Raw genomic sequence first — 21,438 nt, forward strand, 5'->3', positions numbered from 1 at the left:
TACCGGTTTGTTACCGACCGATATCACACCAGACCGTGGCACTGTGGAATTTATTTCCGCCGAGCATAGTAAAATTTTCCTCGGCAAGGAAGCCTTACCGCGCGCTCAGCGGGGAGCTTGCCGTGACAAACGGCTACTGCAGAAATTTTTCAGTTACTACGACCAGCTTTGATCTGTATCAGCACAACTTCGGACGGCTTTTGCCACACTGCAGGCTTATTCTTCTTTCACCGCTGAGGATGTTATGCCTAAGTCGCTTATTCCGGAATTACGTGGTCAGTTACAGCAGGAACTTCAGCAGCTGCGTCAGGACATTTTTGCCTACCTGCAACGTGACCATGCCGGCGAATTTGACCACCTGCTATTGCAACTGGAGCATCAGGCACTCAGTCACTGGCCCGAATTATTGCGGCACTGGCTGACGCCGGAACTGGAACAAAAAACCCGCCGGCTGGAATTGGTACAGGCCGCCCTCAGTCAAATGGACATGGGGCTCTATGGCCTGTGCTCAGACTGCGAAGCTCGTATTGAACGTGAACTGCTGCAACAAGACCCGGCGCGACAACGTTGCGCACGTTGCGAACGCTTGCAGCAGGAAAGCAGAAACCGGGCCTGTTGCTGACCTGCTTTTCAAGGCCGGTGCGATGAGCTGGCCGCTGCGGCAGATTTTCTGTTAATTTAACGCCATTCTGTTTTGAACTCAGTCTTGATAATGCACGCTCAACAAATTCTCCAGGCCGCAATCGCCGCGCTTAATCAGGGCCAACCTGACCGCGCCATGCAATTGGCACTTCAAGTCATACAACTACGGCCGGATCAGCCGGATGCGCTGCATCTGCTGGCACTGTCCGCGCGGCAACAAGGCCAGACCGATCAGGCATTGCAATACTTCAGGCGCAGTCTCAAGGCTGCACCGTCTCAAAGTGCAGTCTGGTCGAATTACGGCAATTTATTACAACAGCTTGAACAATATGATACCGCAGAGCAGGCCTATCAGCAGGCGCTGCAATTAGCACCGAATCTGGCCGACAGCTGGCTGAATGCCGGACTGCTGGCACTGCGTCAGCAACAACCACTGTTGGCCAAAGAGCGGCTGCAAAAAGCGCTGCAGCTCAAGCCGGATGACCCACGTTGTTATGCACCACTGGCAAATGCTCTGGCCCAAATTGAGCAAGTCAACGCCGCATTGCAGCTGCTAGACCAGGCACTGACACGCTGGCCGGCACAGCCCCAGCTGCTCTGGCAAAAAGCTCAGCTGCTGCGGGACGAACAACAGGCCGCAGCTGCGGCAGACATCGTCGGCCAGCTGCTGGCCACGGCGCCTGCGCAGGCAGAATTTCATTTTATGGCTGGTTGCCTGCAACATGATTTAGGCAATGACGCAGGTGCCGAAGCGGCATTATTACAGGCGATCAGCCTGCAACCTTTGCATATCGGCGCACACGAAGCGCTGAACCAGCTGTATTGGCAACAACAAAATCTGCCGAAATTCCTGCAACTAACCAGACAAATACTGGCGGCACAGCCGGCAGCATTAAATCTGCGCTACGCGCTGGCCACCTTATTGATCCAGTCCGGTGACGATGCTGCTGCCACTCTGCTGCTACAGGACGGCATTGCTTTGCATGGCCGGCAGGCTGATTTGTTGCACGCGCTTGGCGTTCAGCTGGCAAAACAAGGTGATTTGCCACGTGCTGCGGCACTGACTGCAGAAGCCTTACAACAACAAATGCCACCAGCATTCCGGGTGCGGGCGCTGATTGACGCGGCCAATTACGCTATCCGCCAACAACAGCTGATACTGGCTGAACAGCTGCTGCAACAAGCCAAGGAAATCAGTCCGCATGACCAGGAAATTTGGGCCTATTTAGGCACCTGCTGGCGCTTGCAGGGTGATACAAAAACACACTGGCTGAATAACTACGCAGCATTGATCGATGCCAGGCCACTGCCGACACCAGCCGGTTATCAAAATCTGGCCGAATTTCTGGCAGTGCTGAATCCGGTTATCCAACGTCTGCACACCAGTACACGACAACCTTTAGACCAAAGTGTGCGCGGCGGCACACAAACCTTGGGGCGGCTGTTAGCGGAGCCAGACCCGGTGATCCAGCAATTTCGCAGCGTACTGGAACAACGGATTAATGAGTATCTGCAGCGATTGCCCGCTGATGCCCAGCATCCACTGCTGAGCCGCAACAGCGGCAAATTCCGTTTTTCCGGCAGCTGGTCAGTACGTCTTGGTAATGACGGGTTTCATACCAACCACGTGCATCCGCAAGGCTGGTTATCGGCCTGCACTTATCTGGAATTACCGGACTGCATCCGACCAGATGACCCGCACCGGCAAGGTTGGTTAAAGCTTGGCGAAACATCGCTTCAACTCGGCGAGCAGGACGAAGTGGCGCAGGCGATTTGCCCGACGCCGGGTCTAGTGGTGTTATTTCCCAGTTTTGTCTGGCACGGCACCTATCCGTTTCACAGCGCAGCGAGTCCGTTTAACAGCGCAGCGGGTCCGTTTCAGTCCGGATCCGGCAACAGTTACCGGATGACAGCCCCCTGCGATATTATGCCGGTCTGATTTCGTTCAGACCGGATGACCTTCTGCGTCAATCAGCCCGGCGGCAAACAAACGCTCACGTACCGGTTGCAGTTCGTCGGCAAACTGCCGCCACTTTTGCACGGATTTTTGATGGATAGGCTGACGTACCTGGGCGGCACTGGCCGTAGTCGAAGCGGATTTCGCCTGGTGAAAGGCCAATAAATCCTGCTGCCATGGCAAGCCACACCAATCCAGAATGCGTTGTGCCTGTTGCTCAGGTTCTGCGACCACTTGTTCATAATGCACATCAAGGATCTGCCCGGGCAGCACCTGATGCCAGTGCGCCATCAGCTTTTTATATTCAATAAAATAATCTGCCAGTTCGTCCAGCTGATAAGAAAACGAATAAACCTGATTAAACAGCGTTTTATAAATAGCAAAGCAAGTGTCGAGCGGATCCCGGACTAAATGAATGATCCGCGCCTGCGGCAATGCCTTTTTAATCAGACCGGTATAAATAAAGTTAAACGGCAGTTTATCGATGAAAATCGGTTTGCCTTGTGCCATCGCTGCAGCCTGTTGCAGATAACGCGCACCGAGTGCCGGATAATCCAGCAGCAGCGCCGCTTGCACCAGTGACTGCCGGCCTTGCACCTGCCGCGCTGCCTGTGCCACTTCCAGCGGGAAGTCCGGAAACTCGCCGATAGAGACGACGTCCGGATGCTGGCCGAGAATACGCTCCACCAACGTTGTTCCGGTGCGCGGCATGCCCAGAATAAAAATCGGCCGCAGCGTTGAATTTGTCTCAGCGGCAGTTTCGCTGTCTGACTGGGCAAAAAACTCCGCAGTAAAATGCTGACGCATCGCGGCAAAAGTAGCGAACTCTGTCGCAGCATCATATTGCAGCTGCTGGCGCTTACAGGTCGCAGCCTGACGCAACGCAGCAAATGAGGCCGCATATTGGCCGGTGTCTTCCAGCTCTTTCGCCAGCGCATAACCTGCGCCGACGGCATCCTGCGGCTGTAGCGCCGGCTGGGCCAGCCGCTGTTGCAAATCAGCGATATGATTATGTTCCGCGGTAGCTGTCTGTGTGCCTGAACGCAAATGTAATACATTGCCGGCCAATGGCAGTTGCTCCAGCACTATGGCGAGGTTGGCGCGCGACTCGTTCATGTGATTCAGGAAAAACTGCGCCAGGGCTAAATCAAAGCGCAAACCAGCATGTTGCGGTGCCCAAAGTACAGCTTGCTCCAGCCAGGGTAAGGCTGCCGTCGGGTCGTCCAGCGCACTGAAGACTGCCGCGACTGCGCGGTAAAAACCGGCATCCTGTATTGGTCTTTCTGCCACCAAAGCCAGCGCCTCCCGACATTCCTGCCGGCGCCGCTCAGCCAGATAATACTGTGCCAGGCGCAGTGCTGCGGGTGCCTGTTCGTCTTTATTACGGCAAATCGAGGCAAACAACTGCTGCACGCCTGCATCATCGTGACGCTGCAGCGCCAGTTCCAGCGCCAGCTGCCGCCACTGCGGATGGTCGAGCACATAATGCTGCAGAAAACCACCAACCCACTGAAACTGTTGTTGGCGTAACGCCTGATAAGCCTGAGGCAATTGGTGTAAAAAAGACGACAAAACTTCAGAAGACATACAAATTCCAACTGCATAAAATACAGTTTTAAAATACCACGGCCGGCCCGGTGTCACATCTCAGGTGAGCCATGATGTTCAAAAAACTAAAAAAAAGCCGGCTAAAGCCGGCTTTTTTTGGGTTCAGCTTCGGATTAGAAGCGAACTGTTACGCTGGCGTGCAGGTAACGACCCAGCGTGTCGTAGTAACCTGCCACTGTGTTCGCGTTAGAAGACAGAGTCAGACCTACCATTGGTGGCTCTTTGTCCAGCACGTTGTTTACACCAGCCAGTAAGCTGACATGGTCGTTCAGGTCAAATGAACCAACTAAGTCCAGGTAGCTCTGTGAACTGATACCGTTCGGGATCAGCTTGTCAGTTGTACCTTTGTAGTCAACTTTGCCGTAGTAGCGCCATTTTGCAGTTGCTGACCACCAGTCACCAGTGGTGTAGCTGGCTGACAGTGTGTGACGCCATTTCGGCTGGGCGAAACAGTCAACGCTGACGTTACCAGAACAGTCGTAAGTTGCTGACGCATTACCTGGCAGAGATTCGTACTCTTTCTTCATGTTGATAGAGCCGATCATCTTCACAGTCAGCTTACCACCGAACACTTCCTGTTCGTAGTTAGAGCTGACGTCAATACCACGCCAGTGACGGCTAGCTAAGTTGATGTTGGTCGCCTGAACGTAACCTGCAGTACCTAACCACAGGCTGCCGTTTGGTGCACGGACTACGTTGTTACAGAATGCAGCAACACCAGTCAGCGCACATTGGTCAACAGTCAGCTGAGCAGACACGTTACCGATAACTTCGTCCAGCTGGATATCCCAGTAGTCGATTGACAGGTTCAGGTTGTCCAGTGGCTGGCCAACCACACCGAATGACATAGTGTCAGCGATTTCTGGTTTCAGCTCTAAGTTACCACCGAAAATACCGTTGTACTGACCGGCCGGGCTGGCAGAGATTTTGCCGTATTGCGCAGCAGTAACACCTGTATTAGCACATTGTGCTGCAGTGTACTTCGGCGCTGCGCCTGAACAGCCGTCAGTACCGCCCCACAGACCGTTAGTTTGTGGTGCGAACAGTTCACCAACGTTTGGTGCACGGACTGCGCGGTTGTAGCTGGCGCGAATTTTCCAGTCGTCAACTGGTGTCCAGTCCAGTTCAGCCTTGTAGGTTGGCTCACTGCCTGAAGTTGAGTAGTCTGAATAACGACCACCCAGACCTAAAGTCACGTCTTTGAAAATACCGAAGTCTTCAACCAGCGGGATGCTTAATTCGCCGAACACTTCTTTCACGGTGTAACCACCTTCGATAGAAGAAGTCTGACCGCCCTGACCTAACAGTAAGCCTTTGGCAAATACTTCGTCAGCAGTACGTTCGAATTTGTTTTCACGGTGCTCAACACCGATTACCGCAGCAACTGGCATAGAGTGTGATGGCAGGTTGAAGCCAAGTTCACCAGAAGCAAAACCGTTCAGGATTGTTTCTGAAGTCACACCTTTCATGACCGCAGTACCAGTCAGGTTACCAGCTTGTGCGGCAGTAATACCCTGATATTTGAACACTTGGTAAGGGACACATGAACCAGTACATGGATCAGCACCTTCAGCACCTAAAGCTTGCGCGATACGTGGGCCGAAGAAGTCGTTCAGGTAAGCAACACCAGAAGTGGTGACGCCGTGCTGGAATGACACGTCATAAGACCATGTATCGTTGATGATACCTTCAGTACCGGTCACGATACGGAATGAGGTGTGTTCCAGATCTGACTGACGTGGACCACCTTCAACGTTCCGTTTACCGATGTATGCCGCGATGGTTTCAACATCGTTACCAAACGCAGTGCGGAATTGACCACGTTGCGCGTCAGTGAACAGAGGGTTGTTAATATCTAAATGATATTCTTCAGCGTAGAAAGTACCTGATTCAGCGATTTGCGCCACAGTACGGTCGTTCATGAACGACACTTCTAAGTACGGACGAACATATTCACTGATTTCATAGTTGGCGAACGCACCTAAGGTGTAACGCTCGTCCGGACGCATGAAGTGGTTGATTGGCGCGTAGTTATACACGTTGCCAGAAGAAGGAATGAACTGGCTGCTTGAGTTCAGCGTCCAGAATTTCTCCTGATCGTAATCAGTTTCGCCGTTCACTACCGGATAGAAATAGAAGTTTGGCACTACAGCGTTACCAGAACCACCACAGGCAGTACCAGCGTCGTTCAGCGCACAGCTTGAGTAGTCACGGGCGGCCTGACGCAGCTCGTCAACCTGACGCCATGTGGCATAAGCGGTAATATGGCCTTTAGAACCTAATGAACCACCCATGGTCAGATCGACGTTGCCGGTTTTACCGTCAATACCTGAACTGCCTGTAGGGTACTCAAACTTACGTTTGTCCATCAGACTCTGAATATATTTGTTGTCGTTGTCGTGCTGGTAGCCTGAACCACCTAAGGTCAGTTCCATACCTTCGAAATCTTTTTTCATTACGAAGTTCACAACACCCGCAACAGCGTCTGCACCGTAAGTTGCAGAACCACCACCGGTCAGCACTTCTACGCGCTCAACCAGGGCTGAAGGGATTTGGTTAACGTCAGCAGCACCGGCGTTGTAGATACCGCCTGGTTGCAGACGACGGCCGTTGACCAGAACTAAGGTACGTTGTGCACCCAGACCACGTAAGTCCAGAGTCGCGTTACCAGAAGCGCCGTTTGCCTGGAAAGAAGTTTCTGAAGCTTCGATTTGTGGCAGGCTGTTCATCAGATCTTCGATTTTGGTGAAGCCTGACAGTTTAATGTCTTCAGATGAAGTGATTTGCACCGGGCTTGCAGTTTCAACGTCAACACGTTTAATCCGCGAACCTGTTACTTCAATCCGTTCAACTTTATCTTTTGCTTCTTCAGTCTGCTCCTGAGCAGACACTGCAGCAGAGGTAAAAGCCGCAGTTGAAGCAGCACCGAATGCAAGGGCAATACGCACGGCATTTGCTGTTTTATTGTTACTAAACATTATTATCTCCCTGGACCACTTAGCAGTGATTTTGTTGTCTGTAAGTCAACTGATATTGCGTTTCACTTAGGTGATTCGGCAATTTTTCCCGCGATGAGCGGAAACTGACCATTGGATAATAAGAGCATTTTTTTCAACGGGTCAACCGCTTTTACATAAATTCCCGCAGAGTTTTTCAGATGCAGGGAACTATTCGCCAAGCCAGTAGTCGTGCCGTTTACAGGGAATATGCAGAGATTCGAATAAAAGGAAAACAATAACAGGTGATTATGTTACTCAAGTGATAATTAAAAACTCAGAATTGGTAAATTACCCCCTTTTGCATGCCTCTGAATGAGTTTTTTTGTCCGATGACTGTTTGCTTGAATTTTAACCGCGTAAAAATTTCGATACAGGTTAAATATGCACTAAGTTGTTACAATTTTGAGTTTAAAGCGCTAAATTTCTTAATTGTGACTGAGAACACTTCTTATTGCATATTAAATAAGGGCCGGGTACGGACCGACAGATTTTTTAATCGCCACATTTAATTAGGATTCTGTTGCACTATAAAAAAAGCCGGCTAACGCCGGCTTTTGCTTTTGTTCAACTACTTAGAATTTCTGAGTGAAGCTCACGTAGTAGAAACGGCCCGGAGTACGGTAGTTCGGGTCGTAGGTGTTCGCAAACGCTGAAAAGGCCAGTGGCGGCTCTTTATCAAACAGGTTACGTACACCAACTGTGATATCGCTGTTCCATGGTGAAGTCCAGCCGATTTGACCATCGAAGTACACTGTGGCGTCCAGTTCGTTACGTGGGAACGGAGTATTTGGTGTTCCGACTACGTTAGTCGAGCCTGGCGCAAAGGTATAAGCCGTGTCCACGAAATCTGGATCAGAACACAGGTTACGCAGTTCTGGGCGTTTCAGACCAGCCGCAGCAGAAGTGATACCGCTACAATCTTCGATTTGCTTAGACAGATACTGAGCAGTGATAGACGCTGACCAGTCATCTTTTGACCATGATGCTGTCAGGTTAGACTTCAGACGGAAAGTAGTACCACCACCTGAAGCACCAGCAGTCAGGAAACCTGTACCGTTACCACCAGAAATAGTACCGTCCAATGTTACATCACCACGAGTCAGTTTACCTAAGTCACCGTTATAGATGGAATAAGCGTTATCCCAGTTCAGGCGCCAGGTACCCATCTCAGTCTCGAAACGGTAATCGACGTTCCAGTCCACACCTTCAACGTGTTGACCACCTTTGAAGTTCATGCCCAGAGATGTGATGTTTGAAATCTCACCTGGGTTACCGTTCAGAGTACCAGTGAAATCACGGGTGATCAGGTCACAGTCAGCAGCGATACCCTGGGTATAACAACGGCTCAGGATGCTGGCCGCGGTGCGAGAGCTGATAAAGTTTTCTATTTCAACTTTGTACCAGTCTAATGTCATGCTCAGACCGTCGATAAACTCTGGGCTGTACACGAAACCGATAGAAGTAGATTCTGAAGATTCAGGCTGAGTATCTGGGTTACCACCGACTTTCGCCCGAACTTGTGGATCTTTCTGGATGAAAGTTGAAGAAATACCAGCTGCCGCACAACGGGCTGCAACACCAGGAATGTTTTTGTAAGCTGGGGAGTTAGTAGAACATGGGTCAGTCGCTGTTGGGCGGCTGTCGTTCTGACCTTGGTACAATTCAGAGATTGATGGTGCACGGAAGCCTTCGTTGAAGCTGGCGCGTAACATCAATTCGTCAGTTGGACGATACGTCAGCTTGTAACTGTTGTTCGTCACATCACCGAAGCTGGAGTAGTCTGAATAACGGGTAGACACTTCTAAATCTAAGCTCTTCACATAGTCCATATCCGCTAACAGTGGGATACGGGCTTCTGCGTACACTTCTTTTAAGCTGTAACCACCAACAGTTGGTGTTGCAGCGTTATCACCTAAAACTTGACCTAAAACAGTCAAAGGTTCTGGACTGGTGTAACCAGATTCACGGCGGATTTCAGAACCAACGTTCATAGCAACCATACCTGCTGGTAATTCAAACAGGTCAGTAGAGATGTTGGCTGAGTAGTCCCACATTTTTGAGTAAGCCAGGTCACGTGGTGCTACGGTTACGTAGTCCAGCATCGCCTGAGTTACACCTTCCGGGCCACCGAAGACGTTAAACGGCACACAACCGGCAATAACAGCACCAGTTGAAGTTAAACACTCAGCAACGCCAGAGCTGTTGATGCGGCTAGCGCCGACGGCTTCAGCAAAACGGGTTGAGTGGAAGAAACCTTTTTTCAGTGCGATTAACGAGTTGTCTGAATAAGTTGCAGCAGCATCCCAAGTGAAAGTGCGGTCAACTAATTCGAACTCGCCATCCAGACTGGAGCCAAAACGCCAAGTATCTACTTCAGCGCCGTAAGAGCGCGGAGAAACGATTGGACGGAATGAACCACCCACGATGTTTACTTTGAACGGGTTGTAGATGTTGTTACCAGAAATCGCCAGACCGCCTAATGGCTGAGCCGCTAACTGTGCTTCAGAAGTCCGTTCGTTAAACAGCACCTCGGTTTTCCAGTTCAGCGTATCAGTAATGGCATAAGCACCTTGTGCGTACATAGACAGCGTTTCAGAAGGCTGCTGGATATAGTTCACAGGTGCAAAGTTATAACCGTCTGTATTTGGGTCATACGCTTTGAAATCAGATACTTTTGAAGCTGCGCAAACTTGATTTGGCGCACAGCCTGCAGCGTCACGTTTACGGGTATACGATACACCGTTAACAGTGAACTGACCCCATGGCGTGGTTGGTGATGCACGGCCGCCTGATGCAGAAACTTCAGCTGGCAGACCATAGATTGGTACTGAAGAAATCTCGCGGTCACCGCCCATGATTGGTTCTTGTTTGGTGTAGCTGACGTTCAGTAATACGTTTGATTTTTCGGTAGAAGTACCGAAAGTGGCTGAGTAAGTTTCACGTTTGCCGTCTTCAAATGACGTCTGACCATTGTAGGCTGAAACTTCTGCGCCTTCGAAATCGTTTTTGGTGATAACGTTAACAACACCACAGATTGCGTCAGTACCGTAGACTGAAGATGCGCCATCTTTCAGTACTTCGATAGAACGGATCGCTGCCAGTGGGATAGTTGATACGTCAACTGCGCCGCCTAAGTCAGCAACCCAGCGACGACCATTTACGAGAACCAGCGTACGGTTTGAACCGCAGTTACGCAGGTTGACGCGGCTAACGCCTGTCGTGTTACCGTTGTTAGTCTGCAGACCTAAAGCGGCACCGTTGGTTGAAATTTCTTTTAATACGTCGCCAACGCTGACCAGACCGGTACGAGCGATATCCTCCTGGCTGATCGCCAGAACAGGCTGAGCAGTTTCCATATCAGTACGTTTGATACGTGAACCTGTTACTTCAATGCGTTCTACTTTTTTTGCTTCTTCTGCTTCCTGAGCAACGGCAGTTGTGCTCAATGCAGCTGTGGAGGCAGCACCGAAAACCAGTGCCAACCGAACCGCGTGGGTAACTTTGGTATTTGTAAACATCGATTTTTCTCCCTGGACCACTTATGGAAAGTGATTCTATTTGTAAAGTTAATACCGGCGTATTAACGAAAAGTATCGGGACTTAACACAATACTGGCAGCATAAATATCGGATTTTTTTTTGTCGGTCAATGCTTTTACCGGGAACTTCATCGCAGCCAGATGGTCGCTCGGTTTGTTTTAGCGGTAATTAACATTTCCCCAGCTCATCGTGACCACAAAAAATACTAATTATGGATCAGAGAGTTAGCATGCAACACGCTGGAATTTTGTTATCTTTTTTTATACATTTAAACTACTTTTGTCCCAAAAAATTTCCAGTGACAATGCTGGTCCGATCTTTACAGCCGTTGAATTTTGTTTGCAGCCAGATAAGCGGACGCATTAGACTGTCAGCACTGTAATTTCATACAGATCTTCAGATGCTGAGCGACGCGCTAAAATCCCAGATCCGGGCTATTCACCAACAAATGAAAACAAATTTGCCGGGTTATCAGCCGCGGCCCGGACAAAATCAGCTGGTGGCCGAGATGGCGAACATTGTCGCCGGCAGTTATCACAATTACGACCGGATTGGCCTCGTTGAAGCCGGCACCGGCACCGGCAAATCGCTGGCGTACCTGATGGCAGCAATTCCGCTGGCCCTGGCGCAAAAGAAAACGCTGGTGATTGCCACTGCCACAGTGGCGTTGCAGGAACAGCTGGTCAACAAAGACTTGCCGTTTTTTCAAGCCCATAGTGGGCTCGATTTTCAATTTAGTCTGGTGAAAGGCCGTCAGCGCTACGCCTGTATCCAGCGTCTGGCCCAGCAAATCCAGCAGCCCGAATTATTTGCCCAGGCGCAGCTCAGCCAGTTTGCTGCGATGCAAGAACAATGGAAAAGCCGCAAATGGCTGGGCGATCGTGATTCTCTGCCAGAAGCTTTGCCTGAACAGAGCTGGCAGCTGATCCAGGCCGATGCCTATCATTGCCCGCGTCAGCACGCCGCCCACCGCAACTGCCCTTTCCATCTGGCTCGGGCTGAAATTGATGATAGCCAGGTGCTGGTGGTCAATCATGCGCTGTTGCTGGCCGATTTAGACGCTGGCAGCAGCGTGTTACCGGCACCGGAAGACTGCATTTATGTCATCGATGAAGCGCACCATCTGGCCGATGTCGGTCGCGACTATTTTTCTGCCCGTGCTTTGCTCACCAGTGAAGCCAGTCTGTGGCAGGACAAAGTGCAAAAGCTGAAGCAATTGCTGAATAAGGCCTTATCTCAACATGCCGCCATCAGCGAATTATTAAGACTGGCCGACGCCACTGACGAATTTTTCAGCCAGTTTCAACCGGTACAACGTCAAATCGCTGAGTTGTTCCGCCAGCAAAGTAAAGGCGAAGGCCATTTACGTTTCGCTGATGCCGTGCTGCCTGAACTGCTGCAACGCCAGAGCGAACCGCTGCGCGACAGTAGTCAAAAAGTCCTGACCTGTATTGATAAACTGTTTCAGCTGCTATTGGAAAGCGCCAACGATGGCAAACTCAGCACCACACAGCTGGCCGGTTTGCAACAGGAACTGAGTCAGTTGCAGCAGAAATTCAGCAGCCAGGCAGAGCTTTGGGCTTGCTGGTCGCAAAGCCAGCAACATGTCAGTCAGGCGCGCTGGCTGGAGGCCGATGGCCCGCATATTTCCGGCCATGCCAGCCCGCTGTCGGTCAGCTTTCAGCTGGAAGATTTATTGTTCAGTCAGGCGCATGCGGTGTTGCTTTGTTCCGCGACTTTAAAAACGCTGGGCAGTTTTGACCACATCAGCCGCGATTTAGGCCTGACCGAACACCCCGGTTTACGCCGGCTTGAAGTGGCCTCGCCTTTTGCCTATCGGGAACGCGGGCTTATTCATATTCCGAGGCTTACGACCGAACCAACTGACGACGCATTTACTGACGAACTGTGCCGGCGGCTGGCTGATTTTCTGCAGCCGTCTGAGGGCAATCTGGTGTTGTTTGCCTCTTACTGGCAAATGGAGCAGGTTGCTGCAGCCCTGCGACAACAAGGCCATAGCTTGCTGGTACAAGGCGAAGCCAGCCGGCAAGCGTTACTGGATTTACACAAAAGTAAAATCGACGGTGGCAACGGCAGTATTCTGTTTGGTACCCAAAGCTTTTCTGAAGGCCTGGATTTACCCGGTAAGTTACTGACCAATCTGGTGATCACCAAGCTACCGTTTGCGGTGCCAACTTCACCGTTTGAAGAGGCGATGGCAGAAGCCATTACCAAACGCGGCGGCAATGCATTTTTGACGCTGACTGTGCCGGCCACCGCACGCAAACTGGTACAGGCCTGTGGTAGACTGCTCAGGCAGGAACAAGACCACGGCCGCATCGTCATTCTGGACCGCCGCCTGGTGACTAAATCTTACGGCAGCGCCATGCTCAATGCCTTGCCGCCCTTTCAACGTCAAATAGATCAATAACTATGGAAGTTCTGCTCGACCCGGTCACACTCTCGCTGTTGTGTGCAGTGGCCTTTGCCGCAGGTTTTATCGATGCCATCGCCGGTGGCGGCGGTTTGTTAACCGTCCCAGCGCTGCTCACCGCCGGACTGCCACCACATCTGGTGCTGGGCACCAATAAACTGGCCGCGACTTTTGGCTCGGTGACCGCCTCTTACACTTACTACAAGAAAAAACTGTTTGACCCGATGTTCTGGCGCCATGCCTTATTGGCAACCGCAGTCGGCGCCTGTATTGGTGTGCTGGTGGTTGATCAAATCAGTAAAGCGGCATTGGAAAAAGTCTTACCGGTACTGATATTGCTGGCAGCCATTTATAGTTTGTTCGCCAAAGTGCCGCATGATGACCAGCAGCAGTTGCCGCGACAAACGCGCCGGCATCTTTGGACGCAACGCATTCAGGGTTTTGTGCTGGGCTTTTATGACGGTATCGCCGGGCCTGGCACTGGCTCGTTCTGGATGGTGTCCAGCATGGCGCTGTACAAAATTAATCTGCTGCTTACCAGCGGCCTGGCCCGCACCATGAATTTTATCTCTAACGGCGTTGCATTAGTCACTTTTGGTCTGCTCGGCCACATTCATTATCAGCTCGGCATTGCGATGGGTATTTGTCTGATGGCTGGGTCGTATTTAGGTGCTCACACCGCTATCCGCTTTGGCAGCAAATTAATTAAACCTTTGTTTATTTTGATGGTGATGGCAATCGCCTCGCGTTTATTGTGGCAACAATGGAGTGCAGCTTAATGGCAACACAGCAGCTGCTGCAACAGCTTGAACAGCAATTGCTGACGCTGGCCGCCCGTGCCGGTAAGCTGGATCAACAGCTGCCAGACTGGCAACAACGCGATTGTTTTTCTTCCCAGCTGTTTCAGACCCGCTCCCGTCATCTGCTTGATTATGTTCAGGAAAGTATGCAGCTGTGTCAGCGCATCAAATCCTATCAGGGCAAACCGCAGGTTATGCAATCACAACAGCTGCTGTGCGAAAAGCTGGCAGCGCAGCTGCAGGCGCTGATGCAGGCCTTTGCCAGCCAGGATGTGAGGCAAAAAGAACAGGCGCCGAAATGGCGTACCACCCGCAGCAAAGCGCCGGCCGATAACAGCGCCCGGCATCAGGCCGGTCAGCTGTTAGCCCAACTGGGTGGTACCGCACAAGCCATGCATCAGCAGCTGGCCGAGTATCGTGGGTTCGAGCGCCGCCTGCAGGACATGGTGCAGGAATCAGCGCAGCAGCAACAACCGCCGGCGGTACAACTCGCTTTGCATGCAAGGCTCGGCCGCTGCCGTAAAGCGATCAGCGCGCTGGAAGCCGAGATCCAGTGGTATGAACAGCGGGGCCGCAAATCCTGATGCTGCCGCTGGTATACCACGACTGTTACAGCGATTTAGTTTTGCCGGAGCGCCATCGTTATCCGATTGGTAAATACCGCGCTTTGTATCAGCATTTATTGCAGGCGGGCATACCTGCCAACTGGTTTGACTGCGATGCTGCGCCAGCAACTGCGGCGCAGCTCGCGCTGGTGCATCAGACGGATTATATCGATGCATTAAGCCGTGGGACACTCGATGCTAAAACCATGCGGCGGATTGGCTTCCCCTGGTCCGAATTTCTTATCAAGCGCAGCCTGCAATCGGTCGGTGGCACTATCCGCACCATGCAGCTGGCGCTGCAGCACGGTATAGCACTGCATCTAAGTGGCGGTTACCATCATGCCTTTGCCGGCGAAGGCGCTGGTTTTTGCCTGTTTAACGACCTGGCAGTGGCCGCCGCAGTAGCCTTGCAACAAGGCGTCGACAAAGTGCTGATTTTTGATTGCGACGTGCATCAGGGCGATGGCACTGCGCTGTTATTCGCCGACGAACGCCGTGTCGTCACAGCATCGCTGCACGGCGAAAAAAATTTCCCGGCACGCAAACAACATTCCGACTGGGATATTGGCTTGCCAACCCAATGCCAGGACAGCGCTTATCTCGATGCACTGCACAGCAGTTTTGACTATCTGCTGCGGCTGCATCAGCCCGACTTAGTGCTGTATGACGCTGGTGTCGATATTCATCAGGACGACGACTTAGGGCTGCTACAGATCAGCACCAGCGGCGTGTATCAGCGCGATCTTTTTGTGTTACAGCGCTGCCGCGACCATCGTATTCCGGTCGCAGCAGTAATTGGCGGCGGTTATCAGCGGAATATCAACAAACTGACCATGGTACACAGTCAGCTGTTTCAGGCCGCCTGCGCGGTGTATACGCCCACACAGGCGCTGAACTGGCCTTGTTAGCTGTTATCGCCGGAGAAATAAAAACCAAGCTGACGGCGCACTGGTGTAGGTAACACCGGCAAACTGGCTTTTGGCACCAGGAAGGTCGCCATATGGAACAGGTCAGTGAAAATGCGGTTTTTCTCCGTCGTGCGTTTTAAATAGTCATGACCACTGGAGCCGCCGGTGCCAATTTTAGTCCCGAGCATGCGCTGCACCATCATCGCGTGTTTGTAACGCCAAATCGTCAGGTTCTCGTCAATTTCGGTCAGACAGGTCAGCACCTGAAACGGCAGGTTAAACACCGGCTCTTCCTGATACAGGCTGATAAACAAAGCGCCGAGCATGGCGCGCTGGCTTAAGCGGAAACTCCCTTGCTGCTGTAACTCGGCATACTTGTCGCCGTCCAGCAAGGCGCTGAACTTAGCGCGGGTGCGTTCAATTTCATCGAGTTGCAATTGCCGCTCCGGGGCCGCCAGCGCTTCGATGGATAACACTGTCTGCTGATCTTCATCCAGCATTTGCGCCGTCACCTGCTGATACATCTGCCAGAAACTGAAATCGCCTAATTCTAAAAATGGCATGCGTTCCAACCAGGCCTGCACCCGCTCAAATAACGACGGCAAGTTTTCAAAGCTCTGCAGGAACTCGCGATCTCTATCATTCAGGCGGTTATAAAACGAGTTTTTGTCAAAATCGATGCGGAATTCACTTTTAAGGCCAAGGCCAATTTCCAGCATTTTAAACTGCACCGACTGAAAACCGGACGCCGGCACCAGATAATCGCGAAACGACATAAAATCCTGCGGCGTCATCGTTTCCATCACGCCAATTTGCTGGTTCAGCAACTGCTGAATCGTGATCACCCGCTTGAGTTTATGCACCACACCGGTCAGTTGCTGGTCATGGACGACGGGTTCGGCAAATACCGTCAACACGGCTTTTAATTCGTGCAGGATTTGTTTGAACCAGAGTTCATAGACCTGGTGCACCACAATAAACAAGGTTTCGTCGTGCGCTTCATTGCCATAACGCGCGCTTTCCGGCGCCTGCGCTGCCAGGATTTTGTCCAGTTGCAGATAATCGCCGTAATAGCAGGGAGTGGTATTTTTTTGCATTTTAATAATTCCGGCCCAAGGCCCTGAGGAAGACGGGCTAGTCTAACGTGCTGACTGCCGGCTGTCAGCTGGCAGTGCCGGTACCGCAGCGCTGGTCAGTCCGGTGGCGTTTTTGCCAACTAATGGTTATGCTGGCTGGATAGCCCTTGCCTCTGGCAGCATATACTCAACACACGGGAGTAGTTGATGAAATTACATGACGATATCCATAACTATTACGAAAAACTGATGCTGGACCATTTAACCGAGCTTGGCCTCGACGACGAACACGACAGCGAATATCTGGCTGATTTGTGCTGTATCGTGCTCAATCAGCTGCCGTGTAAATATATTCGTTATGAAGTGGATATGGCGTTTTACCTGCCACAAACCGAACGTTTCGAGATGGTCACCCGGGTCAAAGACGCTGTGGCCAAAGCCCGCGCTTTCCTCGACAGCCCAGATAATAAAAAAGCAGAAACGGTTGCCGCTGCCGAAGCATGAGTGCAACAACCCCACCATTAGATCAGGCGCCGCCGGCAGTCAAACTGGCGGTCGACCTGATTATGCTGCTGGAACAACATCAGCTTGATCCAGCGGTTGTGCTGGCGGCATTACCGATAGTGACCAAAGATTTCCAGCGTAAATTGCAAATTCAGCAACAAGCGCAGCAATAAACCGACGTCAGTCTGCAAAAGGTTGGTTTTGGAAAACATAAAAAGCCGGGGGAATTTGGGTGGTAGCCTTACCAGCCACATCCCGGCACATAGATCATTCGCTGCGGCTGCTTCCTTCCGGACCTGACCGGGTTCACGAACTACTATTGCGGGAGGACCAATAAGGCCACCATAGTGTTGTTGACGGGCGTCAACAATGAGTGCGGCGGCATTATGCGCAAAAGCGCCATCCCCTGCAACCGAAAATCAGCCGGCTGCACTAAAAAGCCAAACTAGCGGACAAAAGTTGTGCAAAGTGCTGTAGCTAAACCCGTTTTAACGTCAAAAGTTCTCCGGGTTCCGCGGCTGCATCTGCGCGAAAAAAGTACGCATCAACGGGTAATCCGCTTCGAAACTATCACCGGGCTGCAGTAAAGGCCCAAATACTATCGATTTGCTGGCAAAGTCGAGCCCAATCAATTGAATGGGCACACCGGCCTGCTTAGCGATTTGCCAGAAACCAGACTTCCACTGTGTGACTTTTTTACGGGTACCTTCCGGCGCGATGCCGAGCAACAGTTTCGGCTCGCGGGCAAAAGTTGCGACCAGTTGCGGCACTATGCCGTGACGTTGACTGCGTTCCACCGGAATGCCGCCAAAACGCAGCAGAAAATTACGGATGGGCCAGACAAAAATGCTGTGTTTGCCCAGAAATGAAATCTTTAAACCCAACGCCAGACTGGCAGCAAAAGCGACGATAAAGTCCCAGTTCGACGTATGCGGCGCGACAGCAGCAACCAGCTTGGGGACGGCCGGCAACTCACCACGAATTTGCCAGCCGAGGCGCAACAACACCCAGCAACCGAGGCGCTGGGCGCGGCTGCTGCCATGGCGTGGCAGCGCTGTGGGCAATTGCGGGATTGGCCCCGTCATCGTTTCAGCACTGCCTGATACTGGACTAACAACAGTTTCAGCCGTTGCTGATTGGCCAGGCCTAACCGTACCATTTGTTTTTGCGCCAGCCCCAACTGCTCAGTCTCAGCATCGGCAAAGGAATAATGCACAGAAGAAAGAGTCAAATCAGGCTCGTCGGTGATTTCAGGCGCACTTAACAGCACTTTGATTGCCTGCTGCAGCCGATCATCGAACTGCTGGTCCGGATAACCGAGCTCCAGATATGCCGCCTGCAACAGCGGATAAAACTGTTTGTACAAAGCGGCGACCTGCTGCGGCGGCACGCTTTCTAATAAATCCAGATATGGCTGATAACGCTGATAGTTGGCTTTATCAAGCTGATAACCCTGCCCCTTGGTTTTGGCGGCAAAATCTTTGCTGAGCCCTTTAAACAGCGCTTGTTCAGCAATCAGCCGGCCCTGGGCAATATTGTCGACCTGCACGACAAAACGGCGGATCATCTCTTCATTTAAAAACAGCGATGACAAACCTGGCTTCCAGTTTAAACCGAAAAATGCAGTCCGCACCATTTCATCAGACTGGTCCAGCGGCGGCAGCGGCGCAGCTGCAACCACCTCTGTTTCGACACCGACATCGACACCAGCGTCATCGGCGGCTTCTGCCAGCTTATCGTCACCGGTAGGCTGCGGTGTCAGTTTGTCCGCGGGTTCCGCCGTTTTATTTTCTACCGGCGCAGGCGCTGCCGTGACCGGAGCGACCGCCACTGGCGGCGGAGGCGCTGGTTTTAATAAATACCAGGCAGCCGCGGCAATCATCGCCAGCACGACAACGGGCGCAATCCAGCTAGTGGAGCTGGGAGAATCTTGTTTAGACGAGGATTGTTGAGACATGTGCAGACGACTCCTTGTTAGTCGGATCTATTTTACTTTACCGCAGACTTAACGTTTTTAGTGCGCTGACGTATTGAAAAGTTTCAATTTTTTCAGCGGATGTTATGTCGTGGCCTGTTCCGGGCATTGCAAGATACCGACCAATCGTTAATAGTTAGCCAATTCAGACGTATGTTGTTATCTCTATGACAGATAAAACAAAATCGACAAAAACTGCGATTTTATTAACCGGCGGCGGCGCCCGTGCCGCTTATCAGGTTGGTGTGCTGAAGGCGATTGCCCAGCAATATCCGCGCAACAGCCGCATCCCCTTTCAGATTGTTTGCGGCACTTCAGCCGGCGCCATCAACGGCACTGCCATTGCCTGCTATGCCAGTTGTTTCCAGCTTGGCGTGAAAAAACTGGAGTGGGTGTGGAAAAATTTTCATACCGGCCAAGTGTATTACTCCGACTATGTCCGTGCCACCTGGCATTTGATCCGGGGCTTTTTGAGTGCCTTTCAGGCCGACTACGCCAATCATAAACCGGTGTCGATGCTCGACAGCAAGCCGCTGAAGCATCTGCTGAACGAAATGCTCGACTTAAAACGGCTTGACCGCAATATTATGGGTGGCTACCTCGACAGCGTTTCCGTTACGGCCAGCTGTTACAACAGCGGTGATTCCATCACGTTTTTCCAGAGTCGCGAGGCACAGGAGTGGCAGCGTTCGCGCCGCTGCGGCCAACGAACTTTATTGGGTATCCATCACTTAATGGCGTCTGCAGCCATTCCGCTGGTGATGCCATCGGTGCGGATCAATCAGCAGTATTTTGGTGATGGCTCGGTCAATCAGCTGGCACCGCTGAGCGCGCCTATTCATCTTGGCGCCGATCGCATCCTGATCGTCGGCCTGGAACAACCACGGCGGCGTGAACATCTGCAACAAATGCCACATCACCCCAACATGTCGACTATCGCTGGCCACTTACTCGACAGTATCTTTTCCGACACGCTCAATGCCGATTTAGAACGGATGCAACGGGTCAACAAAACGCTGGAAACCTTGCAACAGCACCAGATAGCGTCGGAGCTAAAACCGGTGCACAGTTACCTGATTAATCCATCCATTAATTTTAACGCGCTGGCCAGTGAACATTTTCTGGCACTACCGATGGCCATCCGCTCCCTGCTGCGCACTATCGGCATTAAACAACATTCGGATTCCAGCCTGGCCAGTTACCTGCTATTTGAAAAAAGCTTCACCAAACGTCTGATTGAATTGGGTTATCAGGATGCGATGGCGCAAATCGATGCCCTGATGGCGTTTCTGAGCGCCAAAGAATAGTCAGAAGCGGCAGCAAGCTGCCGCAAAACGCCAGTTCGTTCTCGCAATCAAAATGCATTATTTATTGCATTACAATTACTTACTATTAGTGGCACAAAACCTGCTTTGCTGAATTATCATTCGCTTTGGGGAGTCGCTGATGGAACTTTTCAGCTTTTCCGATATGTCATTACAGCATGTGCCCAGCTACGCCGGTATCACCAGCACACCGCTTTGGTCCGGTGCGACCAGTAAGCTGGGCGCAGCCTTACCGGAACAATTGCAGACCACACTTGAGCTCGCTCAGCAGCTGCAAATGTTTTCGATGGCAGTTGGCAAAATATTGCCGGTGACGGCACTGACGCTGCTGACAGCAGTTGGTGAGTACAAAGCCGCCGGTTCCTACAACGGCCTGCATGAATACCGCAGTATGCTGGTGCTGAATGAACAATGTCTGGCTGAATTGGTTTATCAAAGCGAACAGCCGGTCACTCCGATGCAACAGCGCAAGCTGCTGGAACTGGAACAGCAATGGTTATTTCCACTACGCAATGCGCTGATCGTCACCCGTCTGCAGCAGCTGGCGCTGCGCGATACATTGACCGGGCTTGGTAACCGCCGGTTTTTTGACGATGCAATCCATAAAGCCTTGCAACTGACTGAACGCAAGCAGCAGCCGCTGGTGTTGATCCTGCTCGATTTAGACAACTTCAAACAGGTTAACGACAACTTTGGCCACCATGCCGGTGATGAAGTATTGTTGGCCGTCGCTGATGCCATGCGCAGCACTCTGCGTGCCAGCGATAACCTGTTCCGTTTTGGTGGCGACGAATTCGCTGTGCTGTTAACGGCTGAAGATGCGCAAAGCGCAGAGCTGGTCGCACACCGGCTGGTCAAGGCCATCAGCCAGCATCATATTTGTGTGAAGTTTGGCGTCTCAGCCAGTGCCGGTTTAGCATCGCATCTGGCTGACGAATCAGCCAAAGCGATTTTTAATCGCGCCGACGCGGCCTTGTATGAAGCCAAGCAAAACGGTAAAAATGTGGTGCGCACGGCGTCAACACAACGTGCAACTGTTGCTGATGTGATAAACGGCTGAGGCTGC

16 protein-coding genes and 1 other RNA gene are annotated in these 21,438 nt (G+C 51.7%); 10 read left to right on the forward strand and 7 right to left on the reverse strand.

What is annotated here, in order from left to right:
* Positions 1 to 244: 244 nt before the first annotated feature.
* Both ABNT34_RS05590 and ABNT34_RS05595 read left to right on the forward strand, forming a co-directional pair.
* Positions 245 to 622, forward strand: a complete 378-nt coding sequence (locus tag ABNT34_RS05590; RefSeq protein ID WP_348729571.1) for a hypothetical protein — start codon at positions 245 to 247, stop codon at positions 620 to 622.
* Positions 623 to 712: 90 nt separating this feature from the next.
* Entirely contained in the window at positions 713 to 2,581 is a 1,869-nt protein-coding gene (locus ABNT34_RS05595; protein ID WP_348729573.1) for a tetratricopeptide repeat protein, read from the forward strand.
* Positions 2,582 to 2,587: 6 nt separating this feature from the next.
* On the opposite strand, the gene ABNT34_RS05600 is transcribed toward ABNT34_RS05595, so the two are convergent.
* From ABNT34_RS05600 to ABNT34_RS05610, 3 genes are all read right to left on the reverse strand, one after another.
* Complete coding sequence (locus ABNT34_RS05600; protein WP_348729574.1) at positions 2,588 to 4,186, reverse strand: sulfotransferase; 1,599 nt, start codon at positions 4,184 to 4,186, stop codon at positions 2,588 to 2,590.
* Positions 4,187 to 4,320: 134 nt separating this feature from the next.
* Entirely contained in the window at positions 4,321 to 7,185 is a 2,865-nt protein-coding gene (locus ABNT34_RS05605; protein WP_348729575.1) for a TonB-dependent receptor, read from the reverse strand.
* A gap of 593 nt (positions 7,186 to 7,778) precedes the next feature.
* The gene (locus ABNT34_RS05610) at positions 7,779 to 10,724 is read right to left on the reverse strand and encodes a TonB-dependent receptor (protein ID WP_348729577.1); all 2,946 of its coding nucleotides are present in this window, start codon (positions 10,722 to 10,724) and stop codon (positions 7,779 to 7,781) included.
* Between the two features lie 421 nt (positions 10,725 to 11,145).
* Here ABNT34_RS05610 and dinG point away from each other — a divergent pair, with 421 nt between their 5' ends.
* Genes dinG through ABNT34_RS05630 form a run of 4 tightly spaced genes read left to right on the forward strand, consistent with a single transcriptional unit; the run spans position 11,146 to position 15,492 of the window.
* A complete protein-coding gene (gene dinG / locus ABNT34_RS05615; RefSeq protein WP_348729579.1) occupies positions 11,146 to 13,176 on the forward strand; it encodes an ATP-dependent DNA helicase DinG in 2,031 nt (676 codons plus the stop codon).
* Positions 13,177 to 13,178: 2 nt separating this feature from the next.
* Positions 13,179 to 13,958, forward strand: a complete 780-nt coding sequence (locus tag ABNT34_RS05620; protein ID WP_348729581.1) for a TSUP family transporter — start codon at positions 13,179 to 13,181, stop codon at positions 13,956 to 13,958.
* Positions 13,958 to 14,563, forward strand: a complete 606-nt coding sequence (gene priC, locus ABNT34_RS05625) for a primosomal replication protein PriC (RefSeq protein WP_348729583.1) — start codon at positions 13,958 to 13,960, stop codon at positions 14,561 to 14,563. Before ABNT34_RS05620 ends, priC begins: the two co-directional genes overlap by 1 nt.
* Positions 14,563 to 15,492, forward strand: coding sequence for a histone deacetylase (locus tag ABNT34_RS05630; protein WP_348729585.1), 930 nt, complete (start codon positions 14,563 to 14,565; stop codon positions 15,490 to 15,492). Before priC ends, ABNT34_RS05630 begins: the two co-directional genes overlap by 1 nt.
* Here the strand turns inward: ABNT34_RS05630 and ABNT34_RS05635 are convergent.
* Positions 15,489 to 16,589, reverse strand: a complete 1,101-nt coding sequence (locus tag ABNT34_RS05635; RefSeq protein ID WP_348729587.1) for a tryptophan 2,3-dioxygenase family protein — start codon at positions 16,587 to 16,589, stop codon at positions 15,489 to 15,491. The two genes, ABNT34_RS05630 and ABNT34_RS05635, sit on opposite strands and share 4 nt — an antisense overlap.
* Before the next feature lie 186 nt (positions 16,590 to 16,775).
* Here ABNT34_RS05635 and ABNT34_RS05640 point away from each other — a divergent pair, with 186 nt between their 5' ends.
* Together ABNT34_RS05640 and rsmS are read left to right on the forward strand one after the other, a co-directional pair.
* Positions 16,776 to 17,072, forward strand: coding sequence for a late competence development ComFB family protein (locus ABNT34_RS05640; protein ID WP_348729589.1), 297 nt, complete (start codon positions 16,776 to 16,778; stop codon positions 17,070 to 17,072).
* Positions 17,069 to 17,245 (forward strand): pleiotropic regulatory protein RsmS, encoded by a 177-nt coding sequence (gene rsmS / locus ABNT34_RS05645; protein WP_348729591.1) that lies wholly within the window; start codon positions 17,069 to 17,071, stop codon positions 17,243 to 17,245. Before ABNT34_RS05640 ends, rsmS begins: the two co-directional genes overlap by 4 nt.
* A 66-nt stretch (positions 17,246 to 17,311) precedes the next feature.
* Here the strand turns inward: rsmS and ffs are convergent.
* The 3 genes from ffs to ABNT34_RS05660 all read right to left on the reverse strand — a co-directional run bounded on the left by ffs (position 17,312) and on the right by ABNT34_RS05660 (position 19,029).
* An RNA gene (gene ffs, locus ABNT34_RS05650) (signal recognition particle sRNA small type) lies at positions 17,312 to 17,408 on the reverse strand.
* A 158-nt stretch (positions 17,409 to 17,566) separates the two neighbouring features.
* Entirely contained in the window at positions 17,567 to 18,157 is a 591-nt protein-coding gene (locus ABNT34_RS05655; RefSeq protein ID WP_348729593.1) for a lysophospholipid acyltransferase family protein, read from the reverse strand.
* Entirely contained in the window at positions 18,154 to 19,029 is an 876-nt protein-coding gene (locus ABNT34_RS05660; RefSeq protein ID WP_348729595.1) for a DUF3014 domain-containing protein, read from the reverse strand. The genes ABNT34_RS05655 and ABNT34_RS05660 overlap by 4 nt, the downstream gene beginning before the upstream one ends.
* A 185-nt stretch (positions 19,030 to 19,214) precedes the next feature.
* Here ABNT34_RS05660 and ABNT34_RS05665 point away from each other — a divergent pair, with 185 nt between their 5' ends.
* Positions 19,215 to 20,354 (forward strand): patatin-like phospholipase family protein, encoded by a 1,140-nt coding sequence (locus ABNT34_RS05665; protein WP_348729597.1) that lies wholly within the window; start codon positions 19,215 to 19,217, stop codon positions 20,352 to 20,354.
* 139 nt (positions 20,355 to 20,493) lie between these two features.
* Positions 20,494 to 21,432 carry a GGDEF domain-containing protein gene (locus ABNT34_RS05670; protein ID WP_348729599.1) on the forward strand — a complete coding sequence of 313 codons (939 nt, stop codon included), beginning with the start codon at positions 20,494 to 20,496 and terminating at the stop codon, positions 21,430 to 21,432.
* Positions 21,433 to 21,438 lie beyond the last annotated feature (6 nt).

It is taken from the genome of Rheinheimera texasensis (assembly GCF_964031785.1).
Classification (GTDB): Bacteria; Pseudomonadota; Gammaproteobacteria; order Enterobacterales; family Alteromonadaceae; genus Pararheinheimera; species Pararheinheimera texasensis_A.